This is a genomic window from Polaromonas sp. CG_9.7 (genome assembly GCF_015752205.1).
Classification (GTDB): Bacteria; Pseudomonadota; Gammaproteobacteria; order Burkholderiales; family Burkholderiaceae_C; genus Polaromonas.
The window spans coordinates 1-26,135 of record NZ_JADOVG010000030.1 but is presented as its reverse complement, the minus strand read 5'-3'; the positions used below and the strand labels follow the sequence as shown (position 1 = coordinate 26,135).

Annotated in this window: 18 protein-coding genes; 9 read left to right on the top strand and 9 right to left on the bottom strand. The window is 60.3% G+C overall.

Annotated features, from left to right (window positions below):
- The first annotated feature begins 104 nt into the window (after nt 1-104).
- Both IWX87_RS18775 and IWX87_RS18770 read left to right on the top strand, forming a co-directional pair.
- Nucleotides 105-563, top strand: a complete 459-nt coding sequence (locus IWX87_RS18775; protein WP_196865036.1) for an Lrp/AsnC family transcriptional regulator — start codon at nt 105-107, stop codon at nt 561-563.
- A gap of 145 nt (nt 564-708) precedes the next feature.
- Entirely contained in the window at nt 709-2,061 is a 1,353-nt protein-coding gene (locus IWX87_RS18770) for a sorbosone dehydrogenase family protein (protein ID WP_196865035.1), read from the top strand.
- A gap of 139 nt (nt 2,062-2,200) precedes the next feature.
- Here the strand turns inward: IWX87_RS18770 and IWX87_RS18765 are convergent, their stop codons facing one another.
- The 7 genes from IWX87_RS18765 to IWX87_RS18735 all read right to left on the bottom strand — a co-directional run bounded on the left by IWX87_RS18765 (nt 2,201) and on the right by IWX87_RS18735 (nt 8,428).
- Nucleotides 2,201-2,938 carry a histidine phosphatase family protein gene (locus IWX87_RS18765; RefSeq protein WP_196865037.1) on the bottom strand — a complete coding sequence of 246 codons (738 nt, stop codon included), beginning with the start codon at nt 2,936-2,938 and terminating at the stop codon, nt 2,201-2,203.
- Nucleotides 2,939-3,004: 66 nt separating this feature from the next.
- Complete coding sequence (locus IWX87_RS18760; RefSeq protein ID WP_196865034.1) at nt 3,005-3,400, bottom strand: response regulator; 396 nt, start codon at nt 3,398-3,400, stop codon at nt 3,005-3,007.
- Between the two features lie 252 nt (nt 3,401-3,652).
- Entirely contained in the window at nt 3,653-4,390 is a 738-nt protein-coding gene (locus tag IWX87_RS18755; RefSeq protein ID WP_196865033.1) for a hypothetical protein, read from the bottom strand.
- A gap of 209 nt (nt 4,391-4,599) precedes the next feature.
- Nucleotides 4,600-5,544 (bottom strand): PhzF family phenazine biosynthesis protein, encoded by a 945-nt coding sequence (locus IWX87_RS18750; protein ID WP_196865032.1) that lies wholly within the window; start codon nt 5,542-5,544, stop codon nt 4,600-4,602.
- Nucleotides 5,545-5,584: 40 nt separating this feature from the next.
- Nucleotides 5,585-6,805 (bottom strand): PLP-dependent aminotransferase family protein, encoded by a 1,221-nt coding sequence (locus IWX87_RS18745; protein ID WP_196865031.1) that lies wholly within the window; start codon nt 6,803-6,805, stop codon nt 5,585-5,587.
- A 55-nt stretch (nt 6,806-6,860) separates the two neighbouring features.
- Nucleotides 6,861-7,820 carry a DMT family transporter gene (locus IWX87_RS18740; protein ID WP_196865030.1) on the bottom strand — a complete coding sequence of 320 codons (960 nt, stop codon included), beginning with the start codon at nt 7,818-7,820 and terminating at the stop codon, nt 6,861-6,863.
- Nucleotides 7,817-8,428 carry a LysE family translocator gene (locus IWX87_RS18735; protein WP_196865029.1) on the bottom strand — a complete coding sequence of 204 codons (612 nt, stop codon included), beginning with the start codon at nt 8,426-8,428 and terminating at the stop codon, nt 7,817-7,819. Before IWX87_RS18735 ends, IWX87_RS18740 begins: the two co-directional genes overlap by 4 nt.
- A gap of 118 nt (nt 8,429-8,546) precedes the next feature.
- Between IWX87_RS18735 and IWX87_RS18730 the strand changes: the two genes are divergently transcribed.
- The 7 genes from IWX87_RS18730 to IWX87_RS18700 all read left to right on the top strand — a co-directional run bounded on the left by IWX87_RS18730 (nt 8,547) and on the right by IWX87_RS18700 (nt 21,819).
- Nucleotides 8,547-9,971 carry a PLP-dependent aminotransferase family protein gene (locus IWX87_RS18730; RefSeq protein ID WP_196865028.1) on the top strand — a complete coding sequence of 475 codons (1,425 nt, stop codon included), beginning with the start codon at nt 8,547-8,549 and terminating at the stop codon, nt 9,969-9,971.
- A complete protein-coding gene (locus tag IWX87_RS18725; RefSeq protein WP_196865027.1) occupies nt 9,943-10,362 on the top strand; it encodes a hypothetical protein in 420 nt (139 codons plus the stop codon). Before IWX87_RS18730 ends, IWX87_RS18725 begins: the two co-directional genes overlap by 29 nt.
- Before the next feature lie 151 nt (nt 10,363-10,513).
- Nucleotides 10,514-11,605: a DUF11 domain-containing protein gene (locus IWX87_RS18720; RefSeq protein WP_196865026.1), complete on the top strand. Its 1,092-nt coding sequence runs from the start codon at nt 10,514-10,516 to the stop codon at nt 11,603-11,605.
- 24 nt (nt 11,606-11,629) lie between these two features.
- Nucleotides 11,630-12,133: a hypothetical protein gene (locus IWX87_RS18715; RefSeq protein ID WP_196865025.1), complete on the top strand. Its 504-nt coding sequence runs from the start codon at nt 11,630-11,632 to the stop codon at nt 12,131-12,133.
- Between the two features lie 243 nt (nt 12,134-12,376).
- A complete protein-coding gene (locus tag IWX87_RS18710; RefSeq protein WP_196865024.1) occupies nt 12,377-13,612 on the top strand; it encodes a hypothetical protein in 1,236 nt (411 codons plus the stop codon).
- 203 nt (nt 13,613-13,815) lie between these two features.
- Complete coding sequence (locus IWX87_RS18705; protein ID WP_196865023.1) at nt 13,816-19,302, top strand: DUF11 domain-containing protein; 5,487 nt, start codon at nt 13,816-13,818, stop codon at nt 19,300-19,302.
- Between the two features lie 135 nt (nt 19,303-19,437).
- Nucleotides 19,438-21,819, top strand: a complete 2,382-nt coding sequence (locus tag IWX87_RS18700; protein WP_196865022.1) for a hypothetical protein — start codon at nt 19,438-19,440, stop codon at nt 21,817-21,819.
- Between the two features lie 240 nt (nt 21,820-22,059).
- On the opposite strand, the gene IWX87_RS18695 is transcribed toward IWX87_RS18700, so the two are convergent.
- Together IWX87_RS18695 and IWX87_RS18690 are read right to left on the bottom strand one after the other, a co-directional pair.
- The gene (locus IWX87_RS18695) at nt 22,060-23,736 is read right to left on the bottom strand and encodes a phospholipase D family protein (protein WP_196865021.1); all 1,677 of its coding nucleotides are present in this window, start codon (nt 23,734-23,736) and stop codon (nt 22,060-22,062) included.
- A 170-nt stretch (nt 23,737-23,906) separates the two neighbouring features.
- Complete coding sequence (locus IWX87_RS18690) at nt 23,907-25,835, bottom strand: ATP-binding cassette domain-containing protein (protein ID WP_196865020.1); 1,929 nt, start codon at nt 25,833-25,835, stop codon at nt 23,907-23,909.
- Nucleotides 25,836-26,135: the final 300 nt, after the last annotated feature.

The window sequence follows — 26,135 nt, the reverse complement described above, 5'->3', positions numbered from 1 at the left end:
AGTGGTTTCGGAGAATATCGCCCACAAAACTGGCAAAAGTAACCCAGCAGAAAAATTTAGACTTTAATTAACGAATCAGGTTGACTGTCTACTAGATTGACTGTATGGATACTTTAGACCGAAAAATTCTTCAGGTTTTGCAAGCCGACTCGCGCACCAGCCTGCAAGACATCGGCCAGGCGGTGGGGCTGAGTTCCTCGCCATGCTGGGGCCGCATCAAGAAAATGGAGGACGCCGGCGTCATCGAGGGCTACACCGTGCGGCTCAACGCGCAGGCGCTGGGGCTGGGCGAAACAGTGCTGGTGCAGGTCACGCTCGACAGCCATTCCGACAACACGCTGGAAAAGTTTGGCGAAACCCTGGCGGCCATTCCCGAAGTGATCGAAGCCTGGCTGGTGTCCGGCGAATACGACTACCTGCTGCGCATCGCCGTGAAAGATACCAAGGATTACGAACGCCTGTTGCGTGAGCGGCTCTACAAGATCAAGGGCATACGCCACAGCCAGTCAAGCTTCGTGCTGCGCACGCTGAAAAAAGCCGACCTGCCTTTGCTGCCGGGCTGATGCATTTGAAATGCGGACAGGCAGTTGACTGACAGGGTCGCGTGTGCGCTGCTGACTTGAATTGTCGCAATCTGCGTACACACTTAACGGGAATTCGCGCTGTATTCGTGCAGTACCAGAACAACGTTTTTCAGGAGTTTTTTTTATGACATCAACCACCTTTCGCGGCTTTGCCTTCAGGCCTTGCGTCGCCGCCGTTGCAGGCTTTGCCTTGCTGGGTGGCCTGACCGCCTGCGGAGACATGGCTTCGCTGGACCCTACTGACGGCATGGGGGCCTCGCCGGTTCTGCCCTTGCCCAAAAGCAGCCTGATTCCGACAGTCAACATTGCACCCGCCACCGGCTGGCCCGCTGGCACCATGCCCACGGCCATGGCCGGCCTGAGCGTCACGCCGCTGGCCGTTGGGCTGGACCACCCGCGCTGGGTTTATGTGCTGCCCAATGGCGATGTGCTGGTCGCCGAAAGCAATGCGCCTCCCAAGCCTGAAGACGGCAAGGGCATCAGGGGCTGGGTGATGGGGAAAGTGATGGCCAAGGCCGGCGCCGGCGTGCCGTCGGCCAACCGCATCACGCTGCTGCGCGACATTGACGGTGATGGCAAGGCCGAAACCCGAACGGTTTTCATGCAGAACCTGAACTCACCCTTCGGCATGGCGCTGGTAGGCAGCGACCTGTACATCGCCAATGCCGATGCGGTGGTGAAAGTCCCGTACCAGGCGGGCCAGACCAGCATCAGCGAAGCGCCGGTGAAGGTTGTCGATTTGCCGGGCGGCCCCATCAACCACCACTGGACGAAAAACGTCATTGCCAGCCCGGACGGCAGCAAGCTGTACGTCACGGTCGGGTCGAACAGCAATGTCGGGGAACGCGGCATGGCGGTCGAAGAAGGCCGCGCCGCCATCTGGGAAGTGGATCCGAAAACCGGCAACCACCGGATATTTGCCTCTGGCCTGCGCAACCCGAACGGCATGGGCTGGGCGCCCGAGGGCGGCGCACTCTGGACGGTGGTGAACGAGCGCGATGAAATCGGCAGCGACCTGGTGCCGGACTACCTCACCTCGGTGAAAGACGGTGCATTTTATGGCTGGCCTTACAGCTATTACGGCCAGAACGTCGATGTGCGCGTCGAGCCGCCCCGGCCCGACATGGTGGCCAAGGCCATTGCGCCCGACTATGCGCTGGGCTCGCACGTTGCGCCGCTGGGCATGGCGTTTTCCGAAGGCAGCGCCTTGCCGGCATCGCTGGCCAGCGGCGTGTTTGTTGGCGAGCATGGGTCGTGGAACCGCAAGCCGCTGAGCGGCTACAAGGTGGTGTTCGTGCCCTTCTCCAGCGGCAAGCCGTCTGGCCTGCCGGTAGATGTGCTGACCGGTTTTTTGAGTCCTGAAGGCGATGCCTACGGCAGGCCGGTGGGCGTGGCAATGGACAAACGCGGTGCGCTGCTGGTAGCCGATGATGTCGGCAATGCGGTCTGGCGCGTCAGCGGCACAGCCGCCAAGTGAACTTGAAGCGCAAGCATGTGCCCGCGTGACTGGTTTTAGATAAAATAAGCCGTTTGCGCTTGTGGGAACTGCACAGGCAGCTATCTAATTGATAGTATTTTTCTGCCCGTTTGGTAGCCCCGGCGCAGTGTCCGGTCAATCAGGCGAAAGTCACCCAACTGGCATGTTCTGGCGCATCGAAATGCGCAAGCGTGTTGAAGGTGACCAGCCGGTGGCGCTTGGCACTAAAGGCAAACTCCGTCACCGAGCAGTTGCGGATGCCCAGGTTCAGCTCGATCGTCGTTTCCGGGCTGGTTCCCAGCACATGGCCGACGGCCGTGGCAATGGGTCCGCCGCTGGAAACCAGCAGCACATTGCCCTGGTGGTGGGCGCGAACATGATCCAGAGCCTTGGTAATGCCGGCGACAAACTCGGGGTAACTGGGCATGCCCCGGGGGCTGACCACGCCGGCCATCCATTGCGCCAAGCCGTCTTTCAACAAGCGAAAGTGATGCTTGTACAGCTCCGGTGTGTCAGGCTTTGCGAGCGGATAGGGGTGAATCGTGGCAATCACGGCGGCACTGTCGAATTCATTCAGACCGGGCCATAAGAGATGCGCCAGTGGCGGGGACGCTATCGCCGGCGCTGCTGCGCTGTGCGCTCCCACTGTTGATGCGTGGCTGCTTTCAAACACCAGACCCATGCCTTCACAGATGCCTGCAAAGGTCTGGCGTTGGCGGTTCAGTGTGCCACTTAAAGCGGCCTCAAACTCCACGCCTTTGTATTTGAAATACTCGCCCAGGCGCCGGCTTTGTTGATGGCCCATCGGGCTAAGCACGTCGTAATCGTCAGCGCCAAATGAAGCCTGGCCATGGCGTACCAAATAAAGTGTTCCCATGACAGGAATTTTCACCAGGTGCTCGTGTTGCCGTTGTCTCCCGGGGGACGGCGATGTCAGGCGATGTCAGGCGGTGCACCGGGGCAGTCTGGCAGACAGCGACTTGCAGAACGCGACCAGGCTGTCGAGTTGGGTAGCCTTGTGGAAGACCGCATCGACGCCAAGCCGTTTGCAGTGATGCAGCAGATGGTCGTCTTGCGCATGGTTGGTCATCACGAGAATGTTTTGCTCGGTACGCCGGTTATGGCAATGTCCGATCACCCCGACCCCGGTTCCTTCTCTCAGAAAAAGATCAATCAGGGCAACGTCCCACTGGTTGGGATGGCGGTCAAGCCAGTCAACTGCCTGCTGCTCGGTGGCTGCCACGCCGACAATCACGGCCTTCGCTTCCATCGTCAGGATTTGCGTCAGATAGGCGCACTGGGCAGCGCTGTCTTCAACCAGAAACACGCGTAAAGCCATGAATTTCCCTTATGCGAAGGCCGACATGGTTTTTGGAAAAGCACATTTTTTGCCTGTGCAAACAGGCATTTAAAAACAACTTCTTATGAAAGACACATCTTGTGTTGTTAATTTGCAAAATTTCAAATGTCAGCGTTTCTGCCAGATTACTACTACTGATTTAAATAATCAAATTTATCAATTTTGAAATTTAAGATACTGCTCAATTGTTGTGTCAAAAAGTCAGCCAAACGGTTTGCCAGCAGAACTGGCTCAGCAAGCGTCAGGCAGATCGGCGGCCAATTCCGGGTTTATGGAAGGCAGTTTGAACGCCAGTTGTACACCACTGTCGTTGCGCACAATCCCTACGGATTCGGCCGATGCCAGCAGTTCCAGGTGCCGCCAGTTGATCAGCCGGCAACCATTTGCATGCGGAATTCCTGGTGATTGCGATTCATGGATGCGCAGGTCAATCGACAGATCGATGCGGTTGGAAAGCACTTGGGCGCGCAGCGTCAGCGTGCCTGGCGCCGTTGACTGATCGCTCAGGCAGACAAGTGCTGCGCTGACGACGCTGCGAATCGACTGGCTGGAAAATTCTGCAGCAACTTGCAACACCTCGTTGGCAATGACAAATCCCTTGAGCTTGAACTCGTTGCGCAGCAGCGTGGCGCATTCCTCTACACCGGCATCAAAACGCTGGGTAACGGCCGGTTTTGGACGCACCCAGGTCAGCAGGTCGATGACGGACTTGATGGCTGACTCCGACACGCTGCCCAACAGTGCGCAGTCCTGGCGCATGCTCTCCAGGTCGGGACTGGCTGACTCAAGGCGCCGGTCCATCATCACGGCAATCATGTCCATTGACTGGAAGTTGCCCATGAGCTGGTGCTGGAGTACCGGTGTCAGGCGTTGCAGCAAGGCATACCGGGCGCCATCCTCAAGCAGTGACAACTCAGTGGCCGGTGGATTTTCGCGAAGAAGGGGACTGGTCAAGGGTTGCGGGGTCATCCTGGGAATCCATTGTTGACCGGAAAAGGTCTTGTTGAAAGGTCCTGCCCGTGATGGTGGCAAAGGTTAAATGGGGTGCGTGTGGCTTCTCGGGATTCTAGGCTGACAGCCCGGCCATGGCGCCGTCACCTTGAAGCGAACAGGGGCAAGCGACATCCCGGCGCCCATTCTGGCCACCCGAGACGATCGCTGGCTTGGCAGGGGCGTTGTCAGCGCAGGCCGGTGCCCAGCATGGCCTGGCCTTCGATGCAGGTCACCGATTCACCGCCGACCCAGACCTGGCCCTGCGCATCGCGCTCGACATGAACCTGGCCGGCATGGCCCAGGCAAACCCCTTGAGACGCCAGATAACGCCCGGGCATGCGGCCTTCGGCGATCAGCCATTGCGCCAGGCTGGCATTCAGGCTGCCGGTCACCGGATCTTCGGCAATGCCCATGGCGGAGGCGAAAGCGCGCACTTCCAAATCAGGTGCGGCCGAAATGCCGGATTTTTCCCTGGCCTGAAGATCGAACGCACGCGCTTCCCGGTTGGCCCGGCCAATCAGCAAAGGCATTTCCTCAGGCGGATAAATGCCTGCAACACCGACATTCACCCCGAGTTCTTCAAGCGCCAGGTGGCTGGGCGCCAACTGCAGCACGGACTCCACGCTGTCGAGCAGCAGGCCCAGCCACACCGGTCCGTTGTCCAGCAGTTGCGCCGCAATGACCTGTCGGGGTTCAAGCCCGAGTGCCTGGAGCGTCTGCGCCAGCAATAAGGCGTCGGGCGCGGTGCGCTGCAGCCTAGGTGCTGCAAAGGCCAGCCGCCGGGTCCCTGTTTCGCGCCGGATGTTGACCAGGCCGAGCGGGCATTGCTGCACGACCATGCCGCTGTCTTTCGGCTGTCCGCCGGCTTCAAGCCAGGCGTGGCAGCTGCCCAGCGTCGGATGGCCGGCAAAGGGCAACTCGCCACCGGGCGTGAAAATACGCACCCGGTAATCGGCCGATGCCACGGTCGGCGGCAGCAAAAACGTGGTTTCTGACAAATGCGTCCAGCAGGCAAAGCGCTGCATCGCGGCGTCATCAAGCCCGCTGCCATCCAGCACGACCGCCAGCGGATTTCCCAGGTAAGGCACAGCTGTAAAAACGTCAACTTGCCGGAATGGACGAGGCGTCATGGTTTCTTTCCTGCCGTGTGCACGGCCAGTATTCGGGATTTCAAGCCAGGGGCAGGGCTTCAAGCATCGCGCTGCTGCGGGTCGCTTGAGCATTGGAGTCAGCGCGCATGTCCCGAATGGCAGCAGCCAGCGCAGCAATGCCGATGGCGATCTGCGCCACGCTGGACGTCACGAATGACAGGCGCAATGAGCGGACATCAGCCTGGCCGGCATAAAACGCCCGGCCGGGCACAAAAGCCACGTTGCGCTCGACCGCCCTGGGCAGCAGTTCAACCGCATTCATGCCTTCAGGCAGGCGCACCCACAGGAACATGCCGCCGGCTGGCGTGTTCCACTCGACGCCTTCGGGCATCTCGCGTGCCATGGCCGCCAGCATGGCGTCGCGCTGCGATTTGTACAGCGCGCGGATGGTGGGAACGTGGCGGTCAAGGAAGCCGTCCTTCATGACCTCGGCCACCAGGCGCTGGTTGAAGCCGGGGCTGTGCAGGTCGGCCGCCTGCTTGGCCTGCAGCAGCTTGGGGAAGATGGAGGCGGGTGCGACCATGAAACCCAGCCGAAGTCCTGGCGCCAGCACCTTGGAAAACGATCCCAGGTAGATGCAGCCTTCCGGGTTGCGCGCAGTCAACGGCAGCGGCGGCGGCGTGTCAAACCACAGGTCGCCGTAGGGGTTGTCTTCAACCAGCGGCAGGCCCAGGCGTGCGGCCTCGGCGCTCAGCGCGGCGCGGCGTGATTCGGGCATGGTGCGGCCGGTCGGATTCTGGAAATTGGGCAGCACATAGAAAAAGCGTGCGCCTTTGGCCTTGGTCATCAGATCGCCCATGTCCACGCCGCCGGAGTCGCTGGCAATGCTGACGATCTCGGGCTCCATTGGCGCGAAGGCCTGCAGCGCGCCCAGGTAGGTCGGCGTTTCGACCAGCACGCGGCTGCCTTCGTCAATCAGCACCTTGGCGATCAAGTCAAGCCCCTGCTGCGAGCCGGTGGTGATCAGGACCAGCGCCGGATCGACGTTCCATGGCAGCATTGCGGCCACCATCTCGCGCAGCGGCGCATAGCCTTCGCTGGCCGCGTACTGCAGCGCCGCATGGCCGTCTTCGCGCAGCACCTTTTCGCAGGCGGCACTGAATTCGCTGACCGGAAAGGTCTTGGGGGAGGGCAGGCCGCCGGCAAAACTGATGATTCCAGGCTTTTCAGTGACCTTCAGGATCTCGCGGATCACCGAAGGGTTCATTTTTTCGGCGCGTCGCGCCTGGGTCCAATTCATCTCGATCTCCTGTTGATGGCCTGATTGTGAGACAGATAAGCGGCGGCAGTCCGGATCAGCCTTTGGTGGCCAGCGGTTTGGGTGGCGCCCCGTTCACCGGCATTTTCTTGCCGATGAACACCGTCGTCATCACGCCCAGGCCAAAGCCCAGCGTTGCCGCATCCAGCTGTTCGCCCAGCAGCGGCACGGCAAACAGCATCGATAAAAAGGGCTGCACCAGCTGCACCTGGCTGACCCGCACCACGCCGCCCAGCGCCAGGCCGCGGTACCAGGCAAAAAAACCGATCCACATCGAAAAAACCGCCAAATAGGCAAAAGCAGCCCAGCTCGCCCAGCCAATCGTCTGGCTGGCGGCTGGCGCGTGGATGAATGCCAGTGGCAGCGAAACCGGCAGCGAGATCACCAGCACCCAGCAAATCACCCGCTCGGCGCCCAGCGAAGGCGTCAGCCGCGCGCCGCCGATGTAGCCCAGCGCCGCGCTCAGCATGGCCAGCAGCAAGAACACATCGGCCAGCTGAATCGCAACGTGGCCGCTGCCATCGCCCGAATGCAGCGCCATGAACAGCAGCACCAGCAGCGTTCCGGTCACGGCGCAGGCCCAGAAGGCCAGGCTTGGCCGTTGCCGGAACCACAGTGCCGCGATGCCTGCCGTGGCCAGCGGCAGCAGTCCGGTGACCACCGCGCCGTGCGTGCTGGGAACGTGTTGCAGCGCCATCGACAAAAACAGCGGAAACCCGACCACCACGCAGACCGCCGTGAAGCCCAGCAGTCGCCATTGCCGGCCCTGGGGCTTTTGCCGGTGGCCGCGCCAAAAGCCAAAGCCCAGATAAAACAGCGACAGCACGCCAGCCACGGCCGCCCGGCCAAAGGTGGTGAACCAGGGTGACAGCTGTGGCGCATTGATCGACCCCACTGCCAGTTTGGTCATGGGCAGCGTGACTGAAAAAATCACGATGCCCAGCAAGCCAAGCCACAGCCCTTTGTTGATCTGCGCGTCATCCTGCGGCGGCTTCATAAAAAGAGCATCCAGATTGCGGTGACCACCAGCACGGCGGCCATGGCGCGGTTGAACACCACCAGCCGGCGTCCTGACCCCTCGGGGCCGGCCAGCCACTCGCGCAGCAGCGAGCCTGCCAGCGCATAGGTCAGGTTGCTGGCAAAGGCAAAGGCCAGCATCACCGGCACCACCACGGCCATGCGCTGGCCGGGGTCGGCGCGCCCGGCCACCCAGCCGCTGACAATCGCCAGCGCCAGCATCCAGGCCTTGATGTTGACAAACTGCAGCGCCGTGCCCTGCCAGAAGGTCACGTTGAGCCGTGCCGCATCGGCCGGGCTCAACTGGCGCGAGCGCGCTATTTTTGACGCCAGCCACAGCAGGTAGGCCACGCCGGCGAGCTTGATGGCCCAGCCCAGCAGCGGCACCGCCAGCACCAGTGCCCCCAGCCCCAGCGCGCAAATTCCCAGCAGCACGCCCCAGCCGACCGGCACGGCGCACACAAAAGGCATGGCGCGACGCAAGCCATGGTTGGCCGCAAGCGCGGTGGACAGCGTGGTGTTGGGGCCGGGCGTGAAACTCATGGCCGTGGCCAGGACGAGCAGCGCGGTAAATTCTTGCCAGTTCATGGGGATGACTTTATAGTTTGAAGCAGCACACTGGCGCTACAGATCAAGCGACAAATAAAAAAACTGTATTGCTGGTTTTAACAGTACACGGCAGGGCGCCTGCCAGGAGCACCTTGCCATGTTGATGAAAATCGCCTCCCAGTCCCTTGCCGAGCAGCTTTGCGCGCGCTTTGCCGAACGCATCCGTAACCGCTTGCTGGCGCCGGGTGCGCGCCTGCCGTCAGTGCGGCTGTGCGCCGGGCAGCAAGGCGTGAGCGTGTCTACCGTGGTGGCGGCCTATGACCAGCTGCAGGCGCAGGGGCTGGTCGTCGCGCACAAGAACCGTGGATTTTTTGTTCGGGATTCAACATCAAATATGCCATTTGCGCAATCTGGTATTGCACAAATAGCTATTAAAAACATAGCAAATTCATTGCATGCGCCGGTGGATGCCGCAGCCCTGATTCGCGGCATGTTCCATTCTGTCAGCAACAAGCCGCAACCCGGCATGGGCGTGTTTCCGGCGGAATGGCTAGACGCCAGTTTTTTGCCGGCAGCGGTCCGAAAGGTCACCAGCGCCAGCGCGCTGCGCGACCTGTCGCTTCACTACGGCGAGCCGATGGGCGACAGCGGCCTGCGCCGCTCGCTGTCGCAGCGGCTGGGCGCGCTCAGCATTCCGGCCGAGCCTGGACAGATCATCACCACCGTCGGCGCTACGCATGCGCTGGACATCATCAGCCGCACGTTGCTGCGCGCCGGCGACTGCGTGATGGTCGAGGAGCCCGGCTGGGCGGTGGAGTTTGCCCGGCTCGATGCCCTGGGCATGCGGATTTTGCCGGTGCCGCGCCGGGCCGACGGTCCCGACCTGGCCGTGATGGCGCAGTATTGCCAACTGCATGCCCCCAAGCTGTTTGTCAGCGTCAGCGTGTTCCACAACCCGACCGGCCATTGCCTGTCGCCGGGCAGTGCCCACCGGTTGCTGCAGTTGGCCAGCCAGCACGACTTCCACATCGCCGAGGATGACACTTACAGCCACCTGGCGCCTGACCATGCCACGCGGCTGTGCGCGCTCGACGGCCTGCAGCGCACGATTTATGTCAGCGGCTTTTCCAAGATACTGGCGCCCGGCTGGCGCGTGGGCTTCATGGCCGCGCCGCCCGAGCTGGTCGAGCGCCTGCTCAACACCAAGCTGCTCGCCACCCTGACGACGCCCGCGCTGCTGGAAAAAGCCCTGGCCTGGTGCATCGACCAGGGCCAGCTGCGCCGCCACGCCGAACGCATTCGCAGCCGGCTCGACCAGGCGCGCGGGCGCAGCGTCAAGCTGGCGCTGGCCCATGGTTGCAGCTTTGCCGCAGAGCCCGCAGGCCTGTTCGGATGGGTTGAAACGGGGGTGGACACGGACCTGCTGGCGCAACGCATGCTCGACGAGGATTACCTGATTGCCCCCGGCGCGCTGTTCCATGCCGTGCGCAAGCCCGGCACCCTGATGCGGATCAACTTCGCAACCACGCAGGACGCGGCGTTCTGGAAAGTGTTTGCGCGATTGCGGGACAGCATGCGCTGAACGGGGACGGGCTGGCGCCAGCCGCCAAGCCTTTTTCCCTGTTTCCACCACGCCGGAGTGCCAGCCGTGCATTGCCCGCCTGAACCGAAAACGCAACCTGTTTGTGCATGCAAAGGTTGGTGCTGGTTTCCAGTCATGTGCACAGCCCCTTTCTGAACAGGTGCATTCCCAATCGCTGGTGCTGGGTGCCGTGGCCCTCAGCGTTATTGCAGCCATTGCATTCAGCGACCCACACCACCAGAGCCGTGGAAATTGGATATATTTTGTTACAAAATATATCCAATTAAACGCAATTCAAATTTTTGACGGCTTCAAACAAAAAAATGGCTTTGCGAGGCGATTGATCAGCAAAACGCTTAGATATTTTTCGCAGAAAGTGTTGTTTTTTTGAGTTTTTAGAAGGGCTGAATAAACTTTTAATACGTTTAAAACATAAAGTTACGTTCTTTCAAATATGTATCAAAGTCCGTGAGTCCTCTTCTGTGTGGTGCCAACAGCCGTTTTTCTTCAGCTTCTCACAAAGAGTCGCTGGATTGAACACCATGAAATCTTTTCGCCGCATTTCGTTGCGGTTGGCCGCAGGGATGGTGCAGGGGGGCTCTTTTTTCAAGCGGCTTCTGAGGGGTTGGCCGGGACGGACTGGCTTGATGGTGGCCGTGTGCTTTGTTTTTGCGTCTGCGAGCCTCGCCGCCAGTGCTCCGGCAGGCACTCTGATCACCAACTCCGCCACGCTGACCTATTCCTCGTCAGGCGGCCTGGCCCAAACGTTGATGGCAGTCGCGGCGGTGGTAATGGTGGCCAAGGTTATCGATCTGACGCTGACATGGCAGGATGCCAGTTCCGTGCCGGTCAATTCGCCTGATCCCGGCAAGGCGCTGAACTTTTTGCTCACCAACACCGGCAATGGCACGGAAACCTTTCAGCTGGCACGCAACAATCAGCTGGCGGGTGACCAGTTTGACCCTGCAAATGCAGCCGCTGGTGCGATCTATCTTGAAAGCGGAGCCCAGGCGGGTTTGCAGGCCACCGGGCCCAATGCCGACATCTTGTACCAGCCGGGCATGAACGAGCCGGTGCTGGCAGCCAGTGCCAGCCGTAATGTTTATGTTTACAGCAGCATAGGGACTTCACTTCCTGTTGGCGCGTTGGGCAAGGTCAGTCTTTCCGCGAGTTCCGCCACGCCCGGCGCCCCAGGCGCCTTGCCTGGCACCAGACTGACAGGGTTGGGCCAGGGCGGTGTGCAAACGGTGGTTGGCGGTAGCCGGGGGCAGGCAAGCGCCCTTGGCAGCTACATTGTCTCGGGCATATCCCTCAATCTCATCAAAACCGTGACGGCCGTGCATGAAAGGCTCGGTGGCAGCCTGGTCATGCCCGGTTCGGTGCTGACTTACCGCATCGTGCTGACTTTGACAGGCTCCGGCATTGCCGAGAACTTTTCCTTTGCCGACCCCCTGCCGGCCAGCATCACCTACCTGCCCGGCAGCATGACCGTCGATGGCATCGTGCGCGGCGACACCGCCGACACCGGCAGCACCAACAAGGCCGGTTTTGCAGCTGGCACGGTCAGTGTGCTGTTCGGCAACACCCCGGTGCCCGCCACTCACGTCATCGAATTCAAAGTCACCATCAACTGATTTCCTCACTCCTGGAGCTTCACCATGCACAAAACCCTGATTAACCTGCTCTTTCTAGGCTTGTTTGCCGCTGCCGCACCACTGGCCTGCGCACAGGCACGCCCGGCAGCGGGCAGCATCGAATTCAAGAACACCGCCGAGATCGAAACCGAAGTCAAGGACGCTGACGGCAAGGTCGAGAAAAAGCGTGGCCCGGTGCAAAAAGCCATTCCCGGCACGGTGGTGTTTTATACATCTTCCTTCACTAACGTCAGCAGCAAGCCGGCGGGCAACATCAGCATCAACAACCCGATTCCGGCCAACACCACGCTGGTGGCCAATAGTGCTTATGGTGAAAACATGGACATCAGCTATTCGGCTGACGGCGGCAAAACCTGGGCGACTGCTGACAAGGTCAGGGTGAAGGGAGCCGACGGCAAGGAGCGGACAGCTGTCTTGGCAGAACTCACCCATGCCCGCTGGCGCCTGCGCGGCGATCTTGCGCCAGGCAAACAGGGCGAAGCCGGTTTTCGTGTGGTGGTGAACTGATGCGGATAAACACGAGCTGCATGAGCTGGCATGCGCCTGCTTTGTTCCAGCCAGAAGCGCCATCACCAGCTTCATCACCAACACCCGTTACGCCTCCATGAAGGCTGTTTTCCCCACTCCAAGATTGCCGCGTGGCTGTGGGCGATCCTCACCACGCAAACCATTCCCAGGAGAGGGCTGACTCCTACCAACACACCGCATCCCATTCTTATTTTCAAGCTTTTATTTTTATAAAGAAAACACATGAACTCACTTTTCAGCAACCCCTGGGCTAAATCCGGAACAGCCTTGGCCCTTGCCATGGCAGGCATTTTGTGCGGTGGCGCAGCCCATGCGGCAGGCACGGTATCCGGCACCGACATTGGCAATCTGGCCACGCTCAATTACACGGTTGGCTCGACAGCCCAGCCCCCCATTGGTTCATCGGCAGGCGGCAATACCGTGGGCGCAGGCACCCCCACCTCGTTCACGGTGGACAACAAGGTCAACCTCAGCCTGATCGAGTCGGGCAGTCTGGTTGCCAGCGTCGTGCCCGGTGCCACTAACCAGGTGACCGCGTTTGCCCTCACCAATCTGGGCAACACGGCGCAAGGCTATACCCTCGCAGGCGCCAACACGAGCGGTGCCAACATTGCCGGAAGCGCTGACAACATTGATGTGAGCAATATCCGCGTTTTTGTTGAAAGCGGCACAACACCCGGCTATCAGCCGTTGGAAGACACGGCGACGGCAATATTGACACTGGCGCCAGACACGACCAGAACGGTTTATATCGTCGCAGACATACCGGCCACTGTGACCAATGGCCAACAAGCCAATGTGAGCCTGACCGCCACGACCACGACAACAGGCACGGCCACGACAGTGGTGCAAACCACCGGCGCCAATACGGTCGGCGTGGACATTGTGTTTGCCGATGCGGCAACCACCGAATTGGAATTTGTCGGCGCCAGCCCGGCGCGCGATGCCAAGGCCACTGCGCGTAATGCGTACAGGGTTGTGACAGCCGCTCTGACCGTTGCCAAGACAGCGACGCCGCTGTGCGATCCGCTCAACGGCAGCGCAAATCAAAAGAATATTCCAGGCACACTGGTTCGCTACACCATCACCATTACCAATTCGGGTGCGTCTTCGGCTACTTTGAACACCATCACCGACACGTTGGTTTCTTCGGTCACCTTCGACCCCAATCTGGTCCAGGGCACGGGCACCGCCGCACCCGCAATCACCTGTTCTTCGACAACCGGCACCCCTACATCGGCAGCGGGATCAGGCTTTCAAATCACCAAGACGGGCGGTACACGTACGGGCTTTCCCAAGAATTTCACCTCGACAAGTTCCGCCGACGGCGTGGACCTTGCCGCGAACGTGATCACCGCCACTTTGGGAACGGTGCTGCCTGTCGATATCGGCTATGCCGCTGGTGAGTTGAAAACGGGCGAATCCATCTCGCTGATTTTCAACGTACAGATCAACTGACCTTCGCGCCTTCCTGGATGCTTTTGGACGGGGTGTTGCAGCCCTGCAGCGCGGTTCGCCGCGCTGCAGCAGTTGCCATTTTCTCGCCTGGGTCCGCTTCGGCGGGCCTTTGCATGGGTACGTCTGGTGTTCATGCAAAGGCCGGTTCTGCCTTGATTTCCAGCGCGCGTACTTCACTGGCGTGCCGAATTCTGACCCGCTGTTTGGCCGCTCTTGCCAGTTTGGCCACCAGCATTACCCTGGGTGCCACGCCGCCCAACACGCCGATCACCAACACGGCCAGCGCCAGCTACGGCATTTCTGGAGCGCAGGTCACGGTAAGCGGCTCGGTGACCGTGAAGACCCTGTCCAGCACCCCCGCAACCATCACGTTCATGCAATATGTGTCCAGCGCGGCGGGCCTGCCGGTCGGCGGTGCAATTACCCAGAATGTGCCAGTGACGCAGTGCAACGCGGGCGCCGGATTCAAACCCTTGCCAGCGCCCAAGCCGCCGGACGGTCCGGCGCTGACGGTGCCCGGACCGCTGTTGTTGGCACCGGCCAGCCTGTATGCCAGCGGCGACCTGGTGTTCGTGCGCGTGATCGACTATGACCACAATCTGGACCCACTGGTGGCAGAAACCGTGGTGGTCACCGTGTCCAGCAACGGTGTTGACACCGAATCGCTTCGGCTGACCGAAACCGGCCCGTCCACCGGTGTGTTCATCGGGGCCATTCCAACTTCGTCGAGCACAGCACAGTCCGGCAACTGCGTGCTCAACATTGGTGGTAATTACAAATTGCAGGCCACCTACGTGGACCGGTCGACCAACAACGTCGCCATTACCGCAGCAGCCCTTGTAGACCCGCTTGGTCTGGTGTTTGACGCTTCTACCGGCCTGCCGGTCAGTGGCGCTCAGGTCACGCTGATCAGCCTGGCAACCGGCCAGCCTGCAGCGGTGCTGGGCAACGACGGAACCAGTGTCTATCCGTCCACCGTCATCACCGGCACCAGCGTAACCGACAGTGGCGGCACCGTGTACGCTGCCGCCCCAGGGCGCTACCAGTTTCCGCGCATTGCACCTGGCAACTACCGCCTGGCGATCACGCCACCGGCCAGCTACGTCTTTGCCTCACTGGTGGCCAGCCCGGTCCTGCAGGCACTGCCCGGTGCGCCTTTTTTCATCGCTGCCGGGTCGCGCGGCGAAACCTTCCAGGTGCTTCCCGGCGCGCCGATCGAAATCGACGTGCCGCTCGACCCGGTTTCCCTGGCGGGTGTGCAGATTTCCAAAAGTGCCGGCAAGGCCGTCGTTGCCATTGGCGAATTCGTGCCCTACACCGTCACCGTCAGCAATAGCGACAAACATCCGGTGGCCGCATTGCGCATTTCCGACCGGCTTCCCCTGGGGTTTCGCTATCAGGCCGGTTCGGCCCGGCTGGACAAAGCCGTCCTGGCAGACCCCGTGATCAGCGCCGACGGACGCGGCCTGGAGTTTCGCCTCGGCACACTGCCCGGCAATGGCAGCCTGAGCCTGCGCTATGTGGCGGCCGTCAGCTCAGGCGCCCGGGCCGGCCAGGCAGAAAACACCGCGCAGGCCATCGGCGGCGCCAGCTCCAACATCGCCCGCGCCAGTGTGCTGGTGAGCGAAGACCTCAACCGCAGCCGCGCCATCCTGGTGGGCCGCGTGACGCAAGTTGAGTCATGCGACAACAAACAGGACGCGCCAGGCGAAGAAAAAGGCGATGCCGCCAGTGCGCCTTTGGGCCTGAAAGGCGTGCGCGTCATGTTGCAGGATGGCACCTATATCGTGACCGACCAGGAAGGCCGCTGGCATGCCGACAACATTCGTTCCGGCACCCACGTCGTGCAACTTGACGAAACCAGCCTGCCCCAGGGGTTTGCGCTGCAAGCCTGCGAGGACAACAGCCGCACCGGCGGCCGCAAATTCTCGCAGTTCGTCAATCTGCGCGGCGGCACCCTGTGGCGTGCTGATTTCCGGCTCAAGCGGATAGCCAGTTGCCTGAACGAGCAATTGCACGTGCAAGGCAAGATGGTGCGTCTGCGGCTTGCAGCTCCCGTCGGCAACCTGGCGGTCAGCGCGACAGTGCTGCTGCCACCTGGCGCCAAGGTGGTGCAAGGCAGTGTCATGCTCGACGCCAAACCTTTTGCGCACGCCGAACTGCCGGATGGATTCTTGGTGGCGCGGCTGGGCGCGCAGACCGGGAATTGGCAACGGCTGCTGACTTTCGAGCTGGACTCTGTGCCTTTGGGGAATCTGGATTTGCTGGTGCAGGTCCAGCCTATCGACCAGCCAGCGCAAGGTCTGCTGCCCTTGCACCTCAAAGCGCCAGAGACAGAGGCTGCCCAGTGCGCGTCGATGGTTTTGCCTGCGCTTCTTGCCATGCGCCCAGCGCCCAAAGCGGCTGTCTTGATGTCCAAAGCGAGTGGTGTTGTTTCTGGACTGCAACTGGTCGAGAAGTTGCCTTATGACGACCACTGGTTTGCCACTGCCAAGCCCGGAACCGAGTGGCTGCATCCGCAGAGTGGCTTCGCCCCGGCACTGCCGGTCATCAAAGTGGCAGTCAAACACGAGCCTCAGCATCAGTTGGAGTTAAAGGTCAACGGCGCGCTGGTCAATCCCCTGCGTTACGAAGGTAACGTGACGAACCCGGCCGGCACATTGGTGCTGTCCAGTTGGAGCGCCGTGGACCTGCGCGATGGCGCCAACCTGATGGAGTTGACTGTGCGCGACCCACAAGGCCAAGTCGTTCTGCACGAAAGCCGTTCCATTCACTACGCTTTAGGTCCGGCCTCTGCAGTGTTTGACCTCAAGCGCTCGCAACTGATCGCCGATGGCCGCACACCCCCGGTCATTGCCGTACGCATGCTTGACAAGGACGGCCAGCCGGTACGTCGCGGCACGGGCGGTTTGTTCCAGCTCGCAGCGCCCTATCTGTCGCAAGACCAGGCTGACGCGATTCAGCGTGAGCCCCTGACTGGCAACCTCGGCGCCAAGGCGCGCTATGAAATTGGCGATGACGGCATCGCGCTGATTGCGCTGCAACCCAGCACGCAGGCCGGCGAGGTGGTGCTCGACTTCGACTTCGGCAACAACCGCAAGCAAGAAATCAGGACCTGGCTCACGCCCGACCTGCGTGAATGGGTGCTGGTCGGCTTTGCCGAGGGAACGACGGGTTTCAAGAAGCTGAGCGGCAACATGGACGGCCTGCAGGCGGCCGGTGCCAGCGAGCAGTTGTTCGACCAGAACCGCGTGGCCTTTTATGCCAAGGGCCAGATCAAGGGCGAATACCTGATGACCCTGGCCTACGACAGCGCCAAGGAAAAGAATGCCGCCGGCAGCATGGCACTGAATCAGCCGTTCAGCCAGGCCTTGAATCAGGCGGTTGATCCGAACCGGTTCTACACGCTGTATGCCGATGCGACCCAGCCGCAGTTTGACGCCGCCAGCGCGCGCAAGCTCTACCTGAAGATTGAAAAAACGCAGTTTTATGCAATGTTCGGCGACTTCGACACCGGCCTGACGGTGTCCGAACTGGGCCGCTACAGCCGTACGCTGAATGGCTTTAAATCAGAATTCAAGAGCGAGCGCACAGGCTATAACGCCTTTGCCAGCATGACCGCGCAAAGCTTTCGCAAAGACGAAATCCAGGGCGATGGCACGTCTGGCCTGTATCGCCTGGCCAGCCGCGATATCGTAGTCAATTCGGACAAGTTGCGCATCGAGGTGCGCGACCGTTTCCGCCCCGAAATCATCATCAGCACCCGAACGTTCACCCGCTACCTCGACTACCAGATTGACTATGCGCTGGGCACCGTGTTTTTCCGCGAGCCGATTGCCTCGCGTGATGCTGATTTCAACCCGGTGTTCATCGTGGCTGAATATGAGTCCGGCGGCCAAGCCGACGCCAAGCTGACATACGGCGGCCGCGTTGCCATGAAAGTCGGCGACAACCTGGGCCAGAAAAGCGAGGTGGGATTCAGCCGCCTCCATGAAGGCAATGTGGGCCGGGAGGCTAGGCTCACGGCCGCAGACAGCACGGTTCGTTTCGGCGACACCTCCAAGCTGCGTACCGAAATTGCCACCAGCCAGCGCACTTCGGTGCTTGGCAAGGAAAACGGCAGTGCCTATCTGGTCGAGCTGAGCCATGTCGAGGGCAACACCGCTGCACGCGCCTACGCACGCCAGCAAGACGCTGGTTTCGGCCTGGGCCAGCAGGCCGGCTCCGAAGCCGGAACGCGCAAGATGGGCGCCGACGCACGGCTCCAGCTGTCTGAGTCGGTGCAGCTCCAGGCCGAAACCTACCGCCAGACTAACCTGGTCACCACCGCCCAGCGCGAGGTGCTGGAGACCCGTGGCCAATGGAAAAATGAAGGACTTACCGCCAGCGCCGGCGTGCGCGCAGCCAGTGAAACCGACGGCAATGGCAAATACGCCAGCGTGCGCCAGCTCATCACCGGTTTAGGCTATGAATTGCTGGACAAGCAGCTGCTCCTGCGCGCCAGCAACGAGCAGGACTTGGGCAGCCATGTCGATGGCGGGAGCGTCAGCTTCCCTAACCGGCTGATCCTGGGCTTCGATTACAAGCTGAACCTGCAAACGACTGTGTTTGCCCAGCATGAACTGGCGCGCAGCGGTGAACTCAAGGCCGACACCACGCGCGTCGGCCTGCGCACCCAGCCTTGGACCGGCGCTGAAGTGGCCTCGTCACTGGGCAACCAGACCGGACTCGACGGTGGCCGCGTATATGCCAACCTCGGGCTGGTGCAAAAGCTGCAAATCAGTGAGCAATGGGCTGCCGATTTTGGCGTTGACCGGTCGCAGACGCTGCGCGGCTCAGCGCTCAACCCATTCAACACGGCGCAGCCGCTGGCGTCCGGCACGCTTGGCGCCAGCGGGTTTTCCAGCGCCTCGTCAAACACCACGCCTGGCGTCACGAACAGCCTGGTGACGGGTGACTACACCGCCCTGTTTATCGGCGGCGCCTACAAAGCAAGCGACTGGAGCAGCAATGCCCGGCTCGAATGGCGCGGGAGCGACACGGACACCAAAGTCAACCTGCTGCTGGGTGCGCAGCGCAACCTTGACGAGAGCCGCACCATGGCCGTCGGCCTGATCTATAACCGGGTCAAAGGCACCGTGGACACCACCCGGGCGGACACCCGTTTGAGTTATGCCCACCGGCCCCTGAACAGTGAGTGGATCTGGCTTGACCGGCTGCAATACATCCACGAGTCCAGCCAGGATCTGGCGGGACGTTTGCTGACCCGAAAGCTCATCAATAATCTGAATGTCAACTGGATGCCGAAGCGCCAAACGCAGATTGCCCTGCAATACGGCCTCAAGTATGTGCATGACAGCATCGACAGCACCGCCTACAAGGGATTCACCGACCTGATCGGCATTGAGGCGCGGCAAGATCTGGGCAAGCGCTGGGACATTGGGCTGCATGGCGGCATGCTGCACTCCTGGCAGGCGGGCACACGCAACTACCAACTGGGCGTTTCGCTGGGCTTCAAGCTGGCTGACAATGCCTGGCTGAGCGTGGGCTACAACCAGCGCGGTTTTCTCGATGCCGATTTTGCTGGCGCCGAATACCGCGCCCGTGGCATTTACCTGAACCTGCGCGTCAAGTTTGACCAGGATTCCTTCATCCTCACTGACCGGAACGAGGGTCAATTGGCCCGCTAGGCTTTACTGTTGATTCCATGCGACCCGTCACTTCCACTATGAAAATAATCCATGCTGGCGTCAGCGGCTGCAGCGCAATGCAGTTGCTGGCAGTGCTTGAGATGCATAACAGAGAAACAACTGCAGGCCTGGCAGATGACTAAGGGAGCAAGAGCATGGCTGCGGTTGTTGACCGGCTTGATGGTGGCCATGCTGTCTTTTTCGGCGGCAGCGCTCAATTGCGCCACGCCTGGGAAAGACGGTCCCGGCGGCACGCTCAACGGCGTGATCAATCGCTATTGGCCAGGAACAGCCAGTGCCAGTGCTGGTGCCGCCAGCATTGTTTTGGGCGCCTCGTCTGGTTCAGGCGCGGCCATAGCCATTGGGGACTTGCTGATGGTGATTCAGATGCAGGATGCTGCGATCGATCGCAGCAATGACAACACTTATGGCGGCGGCAACGGTCTTAACCCGGCCTCCGGCTCGACTGCATTGAACAGTGCCGGGCTGTATGAGTATGTGCGCGCCACCAGCGCCGCAGCCATCGGCGGTGGAGCAGTGACTGTTGTGGGCGGCAGTGGCGCTGGCTTGCTCAACAGCTATACCAATGCGGATGCCAGCAATACGCAGGGACAGCGCCGTTTTCAGATCGTGCGTGTCCCGCAGTACACCACCGCGACCCTGAGTTCAGGGCTGACCGCAATTGCCTGGAATGGCAGCACGGGCGGCGTTCTGGTGTTCGATGTGGCAGGGCAGCTGACGCTTGGCGGCGCGACGGTAAGCGTCAATGGCCTTGGATTTCGCGGCGGCGCCGCCCGGGAGTTGACGGGGGGGCCCGGCGCCAATACCGATTACCGCACCAACGCTGCCAATAACAACAATGGCTCCAAAGGCGAAGGTATTGCCGGAACACCTCGCTATGTCAATAACCTGGGCGTGCTTTTGAACACCGGTAGTGAAGGCTACCCCAATGGCAGCCACGCGCGGGGCGCGCCTGGCAATGCAGGAGGCGGCGGCACTGACGGAAATCCTGTAGACAACAAAGAGAACACAGGAGGCGGTGGTGGCTCGAATGCAGGTGGCGGCGGCAAGGGCGGCAATGGTTGGCGCAGCGCCTCTCCCACCGGCGGCTTTGGAGGCTTTGATTACTCCCCTTTTTTAAACCCGGGACGTATGTTTCTGGGCGGCGGCGGAGGCTCGGGAACCAACAACAACGGCACCGGCGACCGCGGAGCGGGTTTTGCTTCCAGTGGTGCAGCGGGCGGCGGCATGGTGATGATTCGCGCGAGCCTCATTAACGGCAGCGGCACGATCAGCGCCAATGGCGCCAATGCCAACAACAGTGCATTAAACGACGGCTCTGGCGGCGGCGGCGCGGGTGGCTCAGTGCTCGTGTACGTAAAGGCCGTCAGTTCCGGGTTGCTCAGTGTTCAGGCAAATGGCGGCAATGGTGGCACCAACGCAGGCGGCTCTACGGCACCCGAACACGGGCCCGGCGGTGGCGGCAGTGGCGGTTATGTTGCATCTTCATCGGTAATGTCCACATCGGTCAATTTCGCCGGTGGTGCGCCTGGCACGACCGCAGGCGGCTCCAACTTTGGCGCAACAGCCGGAGAGAGCGGTTCAAGAGCCTCGCTCAGCAGCACGGCGATTCCGGGTGTCAGGTCCGGCGCCGAATGCGCTGTCGTTATTGTCAAAAATTTCAACCCGGATACGGTTACGCCCGGCAGCACTTCCACGCTCAGCGTGACCTTGACCAGCCCCAACAGTGTGCCAATCACTGGAATCGGACTGAATGACGTGTTTCCCACCCTTCCCGGAGCGATGACAGTGGCGGCTCCGCTAACCATCACCAATAGCTGCAGCCCAGGAGTGCTGCTGGACTCCGGTGGGAATACGCTTGCTGCCGCAGACAAAGGCATTCGCCTCAACAACGGGAGCCTGGCTGCCAACGGCAGTTGTACCTTCAGCATCAAAGTCACCGCTTCGGAACTCGGTACCTACACCAACGTCATCCCTGTAGGCGCGCTTGTTTCTGCCAATGGCGGCACCAACAGCGCTCTCGTTACAGACATCTTGACCATCGTCAGCCCGCCCAGCCTGGTATTTGTGAAAACCGTGTCGGTCATCAGCGACCCGTTCAACCTTGCCACCAATCCAAAAAACATTCCCGGCGCCGAAGTGTTGTACACGCTGCGCGTCACCAATACCGGCCTGGTCAGTGCGGGCGTTGACAGTATTGTCATCATCGACCCCATGCCTGCCAACACCGAATTGTTTGTGGGCGATCTGGGGGTTACCGGCTCCGGGCCGATTGCCTTCGTTCAGGGAACGCCCGGTAGCGGGCTGACTTGGAAAGCCGATGACGCGACTTTTTCAAACAGCGACTGCAGCACGTTCGGCTATGCGCCGGTTCCTGCCGCCCAATACGATTTGGCCGTCAAATGTATTCGACTCAACCCCAAAGGCACGCTTGCCGCTGCCAGCGGCGGGGCAAATCCTTTTTTTGAACTGCGTTTTCGGGTGCGTCTCAAATAATTAGACAGGAGGTAAAATTTCTGTCTTTGATAGCCTTTTGCGCAATATACAAAAGGATTCTATGCTATTAAATATGTAGCATATTGATTTGGATTAGGTCGGGTGATCGCAAGTCATTGGGGACCTGCGCTTTAACTTGCAAGGCTGGCGATTGATGCGAGCTTCAGGCAGTGTTCATAGCCCAAGTGTTTCAATGCCTGGACACTTTCCATCCAGAAATGCCGCATCCCGCGCGAGTCATCAAAGCATCTCGTCCGGTGCCAACGGCCCGAACAGTTTGAGCAGCAGTTTCAGGGTCAGACTGGCATCAGGCTCATTCGTCGAATCGTCGAGACCTGAACCTTGCGGCGCACGCCATACCAGTTTCTCGTTTACAAGCTCGACATGGTAAGCGCCGTTGGCCATGGCAGGCTCAATCATTTGCGTGGCTTCCTGTGACAGTGCGCGGTTGCGGATGATGACGGCAACTTCGCTGTTTTGCAGTTTCGAGCGCAGGTCCAGGTTCATCGACCCCACTACCAGCAAACGGCCATCCATCACGAACACCTTGGCATGCAAGCTGGCGCGCGAACCGCTTTTTGAACCCCCTGTGGAGCCAATGCCGGAGCCGAAATTCCTGACCGTCCCTTCTTGTTCGGCGTGCATTTCATAAAGTTCGACGCCCATCGCCAGCAATGCTTTACGGTAGCGCGCATAGCCCACATGGGCTGCGGGCGCGTCGTTGGAGGCCAGCGAATTGGTCAGCACGCGCACCCTGACGCCACGTCGGCGCAACTCGGCAAACTGACCCATCATCATGTCGCCCGGAACGAAGTATGGCGAGACAATCAGCAGATCGGCCTTGGCCTGTGACATGAGCTGCAGCAGGCCATCGACAGCCGTTTCCTGTGTCCCTGCCACGTCGTCGGCATCCCTGGCAATTTTTGAGGGCTTGTCCACCAGTAAAACGGACGGCGCCCAGGTCCAAGTCAACAAACTCAGGTCGGTTGAATCGGGCAGGGCGTTTGGGGCATCAGCGGCTACGGCCTTGACGGGCGGTGCTCCGGCCGCGTTTGCCACTGGCTGCATGGCGCTGTAAGGCGCACCCCGATCGGCTGCCACGGGTTGGGGTTTGAGCGCCTTGATTTCTTCCTCGGTCATCAGCGACTGCACCGGATAGGCCAGTGGATTGTTCCAGTACTGGTCAAAACTTCGTGACAGGTCGCGTGCAATACGGCCCGCCGCCAGCACATCGATGTCGATGAAATTGGTGCCTTCGCTCTGGCCAAAATAGGTTTCACCCAGGTTGCGCCCGCCGGTGATGGCGACGGCGTTGTCGGCGACAAAAATCTTGTTGTGCATGCGTCGCTGCATGCGCGCCACATCCTTGAGGTTGCTCAAAATCCGCAGCATCATCGATGCGCGTCCACCGGGCAGCGGGTTAAACAGGCGCAGCTCGAAATTTTTTTCAAATGCCAGCTTCAGCACCTGCGCATTTTTGCCCGTGGTGTTGAAGTCATCAAGCAGGATACGAATACGAACGCCGCGTCCGGCTGCTTCGCGCAGGGCCTCGAACATGCGTTCGGTGGTGTCGTCGGCAAAGATGGCGTAGTACTGGATGTCCAGCGTTTTTTGCGCCGCCTTGATCAGTGTCATCCGGCTGGTGAAGGCCAGTTCGGCATTGCCGACAAGTGCGAATCCGGAGTCATTGCGCGTGCCCGCCCGTGCGGCGCGCGCCTGCACCAGCTGGCCCAGCCGGGTTTCCATCGGATTTGCCAGCGCCGTTGACACCGGGCGGTCCACCTGGCTTGGCAGCGAGGCGCATCCGGTCATCCAGACACTGAAAAATGCAAGGGCCAGCCAGTGTTGGACACCACCATGCCGACTGGCCTGAAAGACGGAAAAAGGGCTGGGGCCGAGCGCGACAGTGGTTTGCATGATGCTGGCCACTTTAGCGCAAGGCCGCGCTTTTTACATACTCACAAGGACGCGCTGGAGCCGCTACTTTTTGTAGGTGGCAAGCTTGAGGTCAGGGTCAGCTATTGCGGTATGGCTGCCCGCTTGCGCTGGAGCGCAGCATGCTATGCGGGCCGCCATATTGAAAAGGCTCAGGTTGACAGCGTTTCCCAGCGTTGCAGCGCATCCATGAGTTCTTCCTCGATCTTGCTGTTGCGCGCCGTGAGTTCGGCCGCCCGCTTGGCATTGCTGGTGTACAGCGTGCCGTCGTAAAGCTCCTGCCCGATCGCCTTTTGCTGCGATTCGAGTTGCTGGATCAGTGCCGGCAAGCCGTCGAGTTCACGCTGCTCCTTGTAACTCAGTTTCTTTTTTGATAGCTGCTCACGCTCGTCTTTATTGGGCTCCGCATTGTTTTTGTCCTTGTTTTTGGAGCTGGAGGCGGTAGCCGCCGTTTTATTGCCGCCAGTGATTTGCGCCGCCCGTTTCGACTGCGTGATCCAGTCGGTCACGCCGCCTTCATACTCACGCCAGAAGCCAGGGTTTTCGGGCGTGCCTTCGTAGGCAATGGTGCTGGTCACCACGTTGTCCAGGAAGCGGCGGTCATGGCTGACCAGAAACACCGTGCCTTCGTAGTTTTGCAGCAGGTCTTCCAGCAGTTCCAGCGTGTCGATGTCCAGGTCGTTGGTGGGCTCGTCAAGCACCAGCACATTGGCAGGCCGCGCAAACAGACGCGCCAGCAGCAAACGGTTGCGCTCGCCACCGCTCAAACTGCGCACCGGGGAGCGGGCGCGCTCGGGGCTGAATAAAAAGTCGCTCAGGTAGCTCTTGACGTGTTTCTTCTGCCCATTGATCTCGACCCACTCGCTGCCCGGGCTGATGAAGTCTTCCAGTGTCGAGTCCAGGTCCAATGCGTCACGCATCTGGTCAAAGTAAGCCACCTGCAGATTTGCGCCCTGACGGATCTTGCCGGGCGGAATGGTCACATCAGGCTGCAGTTCCCCAAGAATGAGCTTGAGCAGCGTGGTCTTGCCCGCGCCGTTCGGGCCGAGCAGTCCGATCTTGTCGCCGCGCAGCAGCGTGCCGCTGAATTTGTTGACGATGATCTTCTCAGAGCCCGGATGGCCAAAGCTTTTCGACACGTCGGTAAGCTCGGCCACGATCTTGCCGCTTTTATCGCCGCTGGAAACATCCAGATTGACGCGGCCGACCGCATCGCGCCGGGCTGAGCGATTTTCCCGCAGCGCGTCAAGCCGTACGATGCGGGCGGTACTGCGCGTGCGGCGTGCCTCGACCCCTTTGCGAATCCAGACTTCTTCTTGCGCCAGCAGCTTGTCCGCCTTGGCAAAGATCACGGCTTCCTGTGCCATCTGGTCTTCCTTCTGGATCAGGTACTGGGCAAAATTGCCAGGGTAGCTGCGCAGCTTGCCGCGGTCCAGCTCAACGATGACATTCGCCACCTGGTCCAGAAAGGCCCGGTCATGGGTGATGGTGATGATGCTGCCATTGAAATTGACCAGCAGATCCTCCAGCCAGGCGATCGAATCCAGGTCCAGGTGGTTGGTTGGCTCATCGAGCAACAACACATCAGGCTTGGCCACTAGGGCCTGGGCGAGCGCAACGCGCTTCTTGGTGCCGCCAGAGAGCGATCCCACAATGGCATCCTTGTCCAGATGCAATCGGTGCAGGGTTTCTTCGACGCGTTGTTCCCAAGTCCAGCCATCGAGCGCCTCAATTTCAGATTGCAGCGCGTCCAGATCGGTATGTTCGTCAGCCGCAAGATACAGTTCCACCACATGCCGGGTGCGGGCCAATCCTGCACTGGCAGCGACGAAGACTGTCGCATGCGGATCCAGGCTGGGTTCCTGCGGAACATAGGCAATGCGCAGGTTCTGCTGCAACTGAAGGGTGCCATCGTCGGGTTTTTCAAGTCCCGCAAGTATCTTCAAAAGAGAAGACTTCCCTGTGCCGTTGCGGCCGATCAGGCCAATGCGTTGGTTGGTTTCAAGAGAAAAATCTGCGTGATCCAGCAGAGCGACATGCCCAAAAGCGAGTTGGGCGTCCAGAAGAGTTATGAGTGCCATATAGGAGGTGATTATCTCGCTATAGGAGAACCACACGATTTCATGCATTCGTCAGAAAACCAGGGCGTGTGCTTCTACTTTGCCTTCGTTTTCGCAGTTGGCGGAGAGACGCTAGGGCGTACGTCAAGGGCGGCCCGCGCAGGCTCATCTGTTAAGTGGCAGTTACTCATAAAGACGCAAAAATGAGCTTGAAAATTTTTGTAGGATAAGGCCCGCATGGCATGAGTAAGGGTGCTATGATTTGCGGCTCTGCTGATGACAAAGCGGCTTTCCTTGAAGATGGCTGCGGAGTTTGGAAGT

What these genes read in the sequence shown, in the direction of transcription:
- IWX87_RS18775 (WP_196865036.1), top strand. Translation starts at nt 105, where the DNA reads ATGGATACTTTAGACCGAAAAATTCTTCAGGTTTTGCAAGCCGACTCG.
- IWX87_RS18770 (WP_196865035.1), top strand. Translation starts at nt 709, where the DNA reads ATGACATCAACCACCTTTCGCGGCTTTGCCTTCAGGCCTTGCGTCGCC.
- IWX87_RS18765 (WP_196865037.1), bottom strand. Translation starts at nt 2,938, where the DNA reads ATGGGAACACTTTATTTGGTACGCCATGGCCAGGCTTCATTTGGCGCT.
- IWX87_RS18760 (WP_196865034.1), bottom strand. Translation starts at nt 3,400, where the DNA reads ATGGCTTTACGCGTGTTTCTGGTTGAAGACAGCGCTGCCCAGTGCGCC.
- IWX87_RS18755 (WP_196865033.1), bottom strand. Translation starts at nt 4,390, where the DNA reads ATGACCCCGCAACCCTTGACCAGTCCCCTTCTTCGCGAAAATCCACCG.
- IWX87_RS18750 (WP_196865032.1), bottom strand. Translation starts at nt 5,544, where the DNA reads ATGACGCCTCGTCCATTCCGGCAAGTTGACGTTTTTACAGCTGTGCCT.
- IWX87_RS18745 (WP_196865031.1), bottom strand. Translation starts at nt 6,805, where the DNA reads ATGAATTGGACCCAGGCGCGACGCGCCGAAAAAATGAACCCTTCGGTG.
- IWX87_RS18740 (WP_196865030.1), bottom strand. Translation starts at nt 7,820, where the DNA reads ATGAAGCCGCCGCAGGATGACGCGCAGATCAACAAAGGGCTGTGGCTT.
- IWX87_RS18735 (WP_196865029.1), bottom strand. Translation starts at nt 8,428, where the DNA reads ATGAACTGGCAAGAATTTACCGCGCTGCTCGTCCTGGCCACGGCCATG.
- IWX87_RS18730 (WP_196865028.1), top strand. Translation starts at nt 8,547, where the DNA reads ATGTTGATGAAAATCGCCTCCCAGTCCCTTGCCGAGCAGCTTTGCGCG.
- IWX87_RS18720 (WP_196865026.1), top strand. Translation starts at nt 10,514, where the DNA reads ATGAAATCTTTTCGCCGCATTTCGTTGCGGTTGGCCGCAGGGATGGTG.
- IWX87_RS18715 (WP_196865025.1), top strand. Translation starts at nt 11,630, where the DNA reads ATGCACAAAACCCTGATTAACCTGCTCTTTCTAGGCTTGTTTGCCGCT.
- IWX87_RS18710 (WP_196865024.1), top strand. Translation starts at nt 12,377, where the DNA reads ATGAACTCACTTTTCAGCAACCCCTGGGCTAAATCCGGAACAGCCTTG.
- IWX87_RS18700 (WP_196865022.1), top strand. Translation starts at nt 19,438, where the DNA reads ATGACTAAGGGAGCAAGAGCATGGCTGCGGTTGTTGACCGGCTTGATG.
- IWX87_RS18695 (WP_196865021.1), bottom strand. Translation starts at nt 23,736, where the DNA reads ATGCAAACCACTGTCGCGCTCGGCCCCAGCCCTTTTTCCGTCTTTCAG.
- IWX87_RS18690 (WP_196865020.1), bottom strand. Translation starts at nt 25,835, where the DNA reads ATGGCACTCATAACTCTTCTGGACGCCCAACTCGCTTTTGGGCATGTC.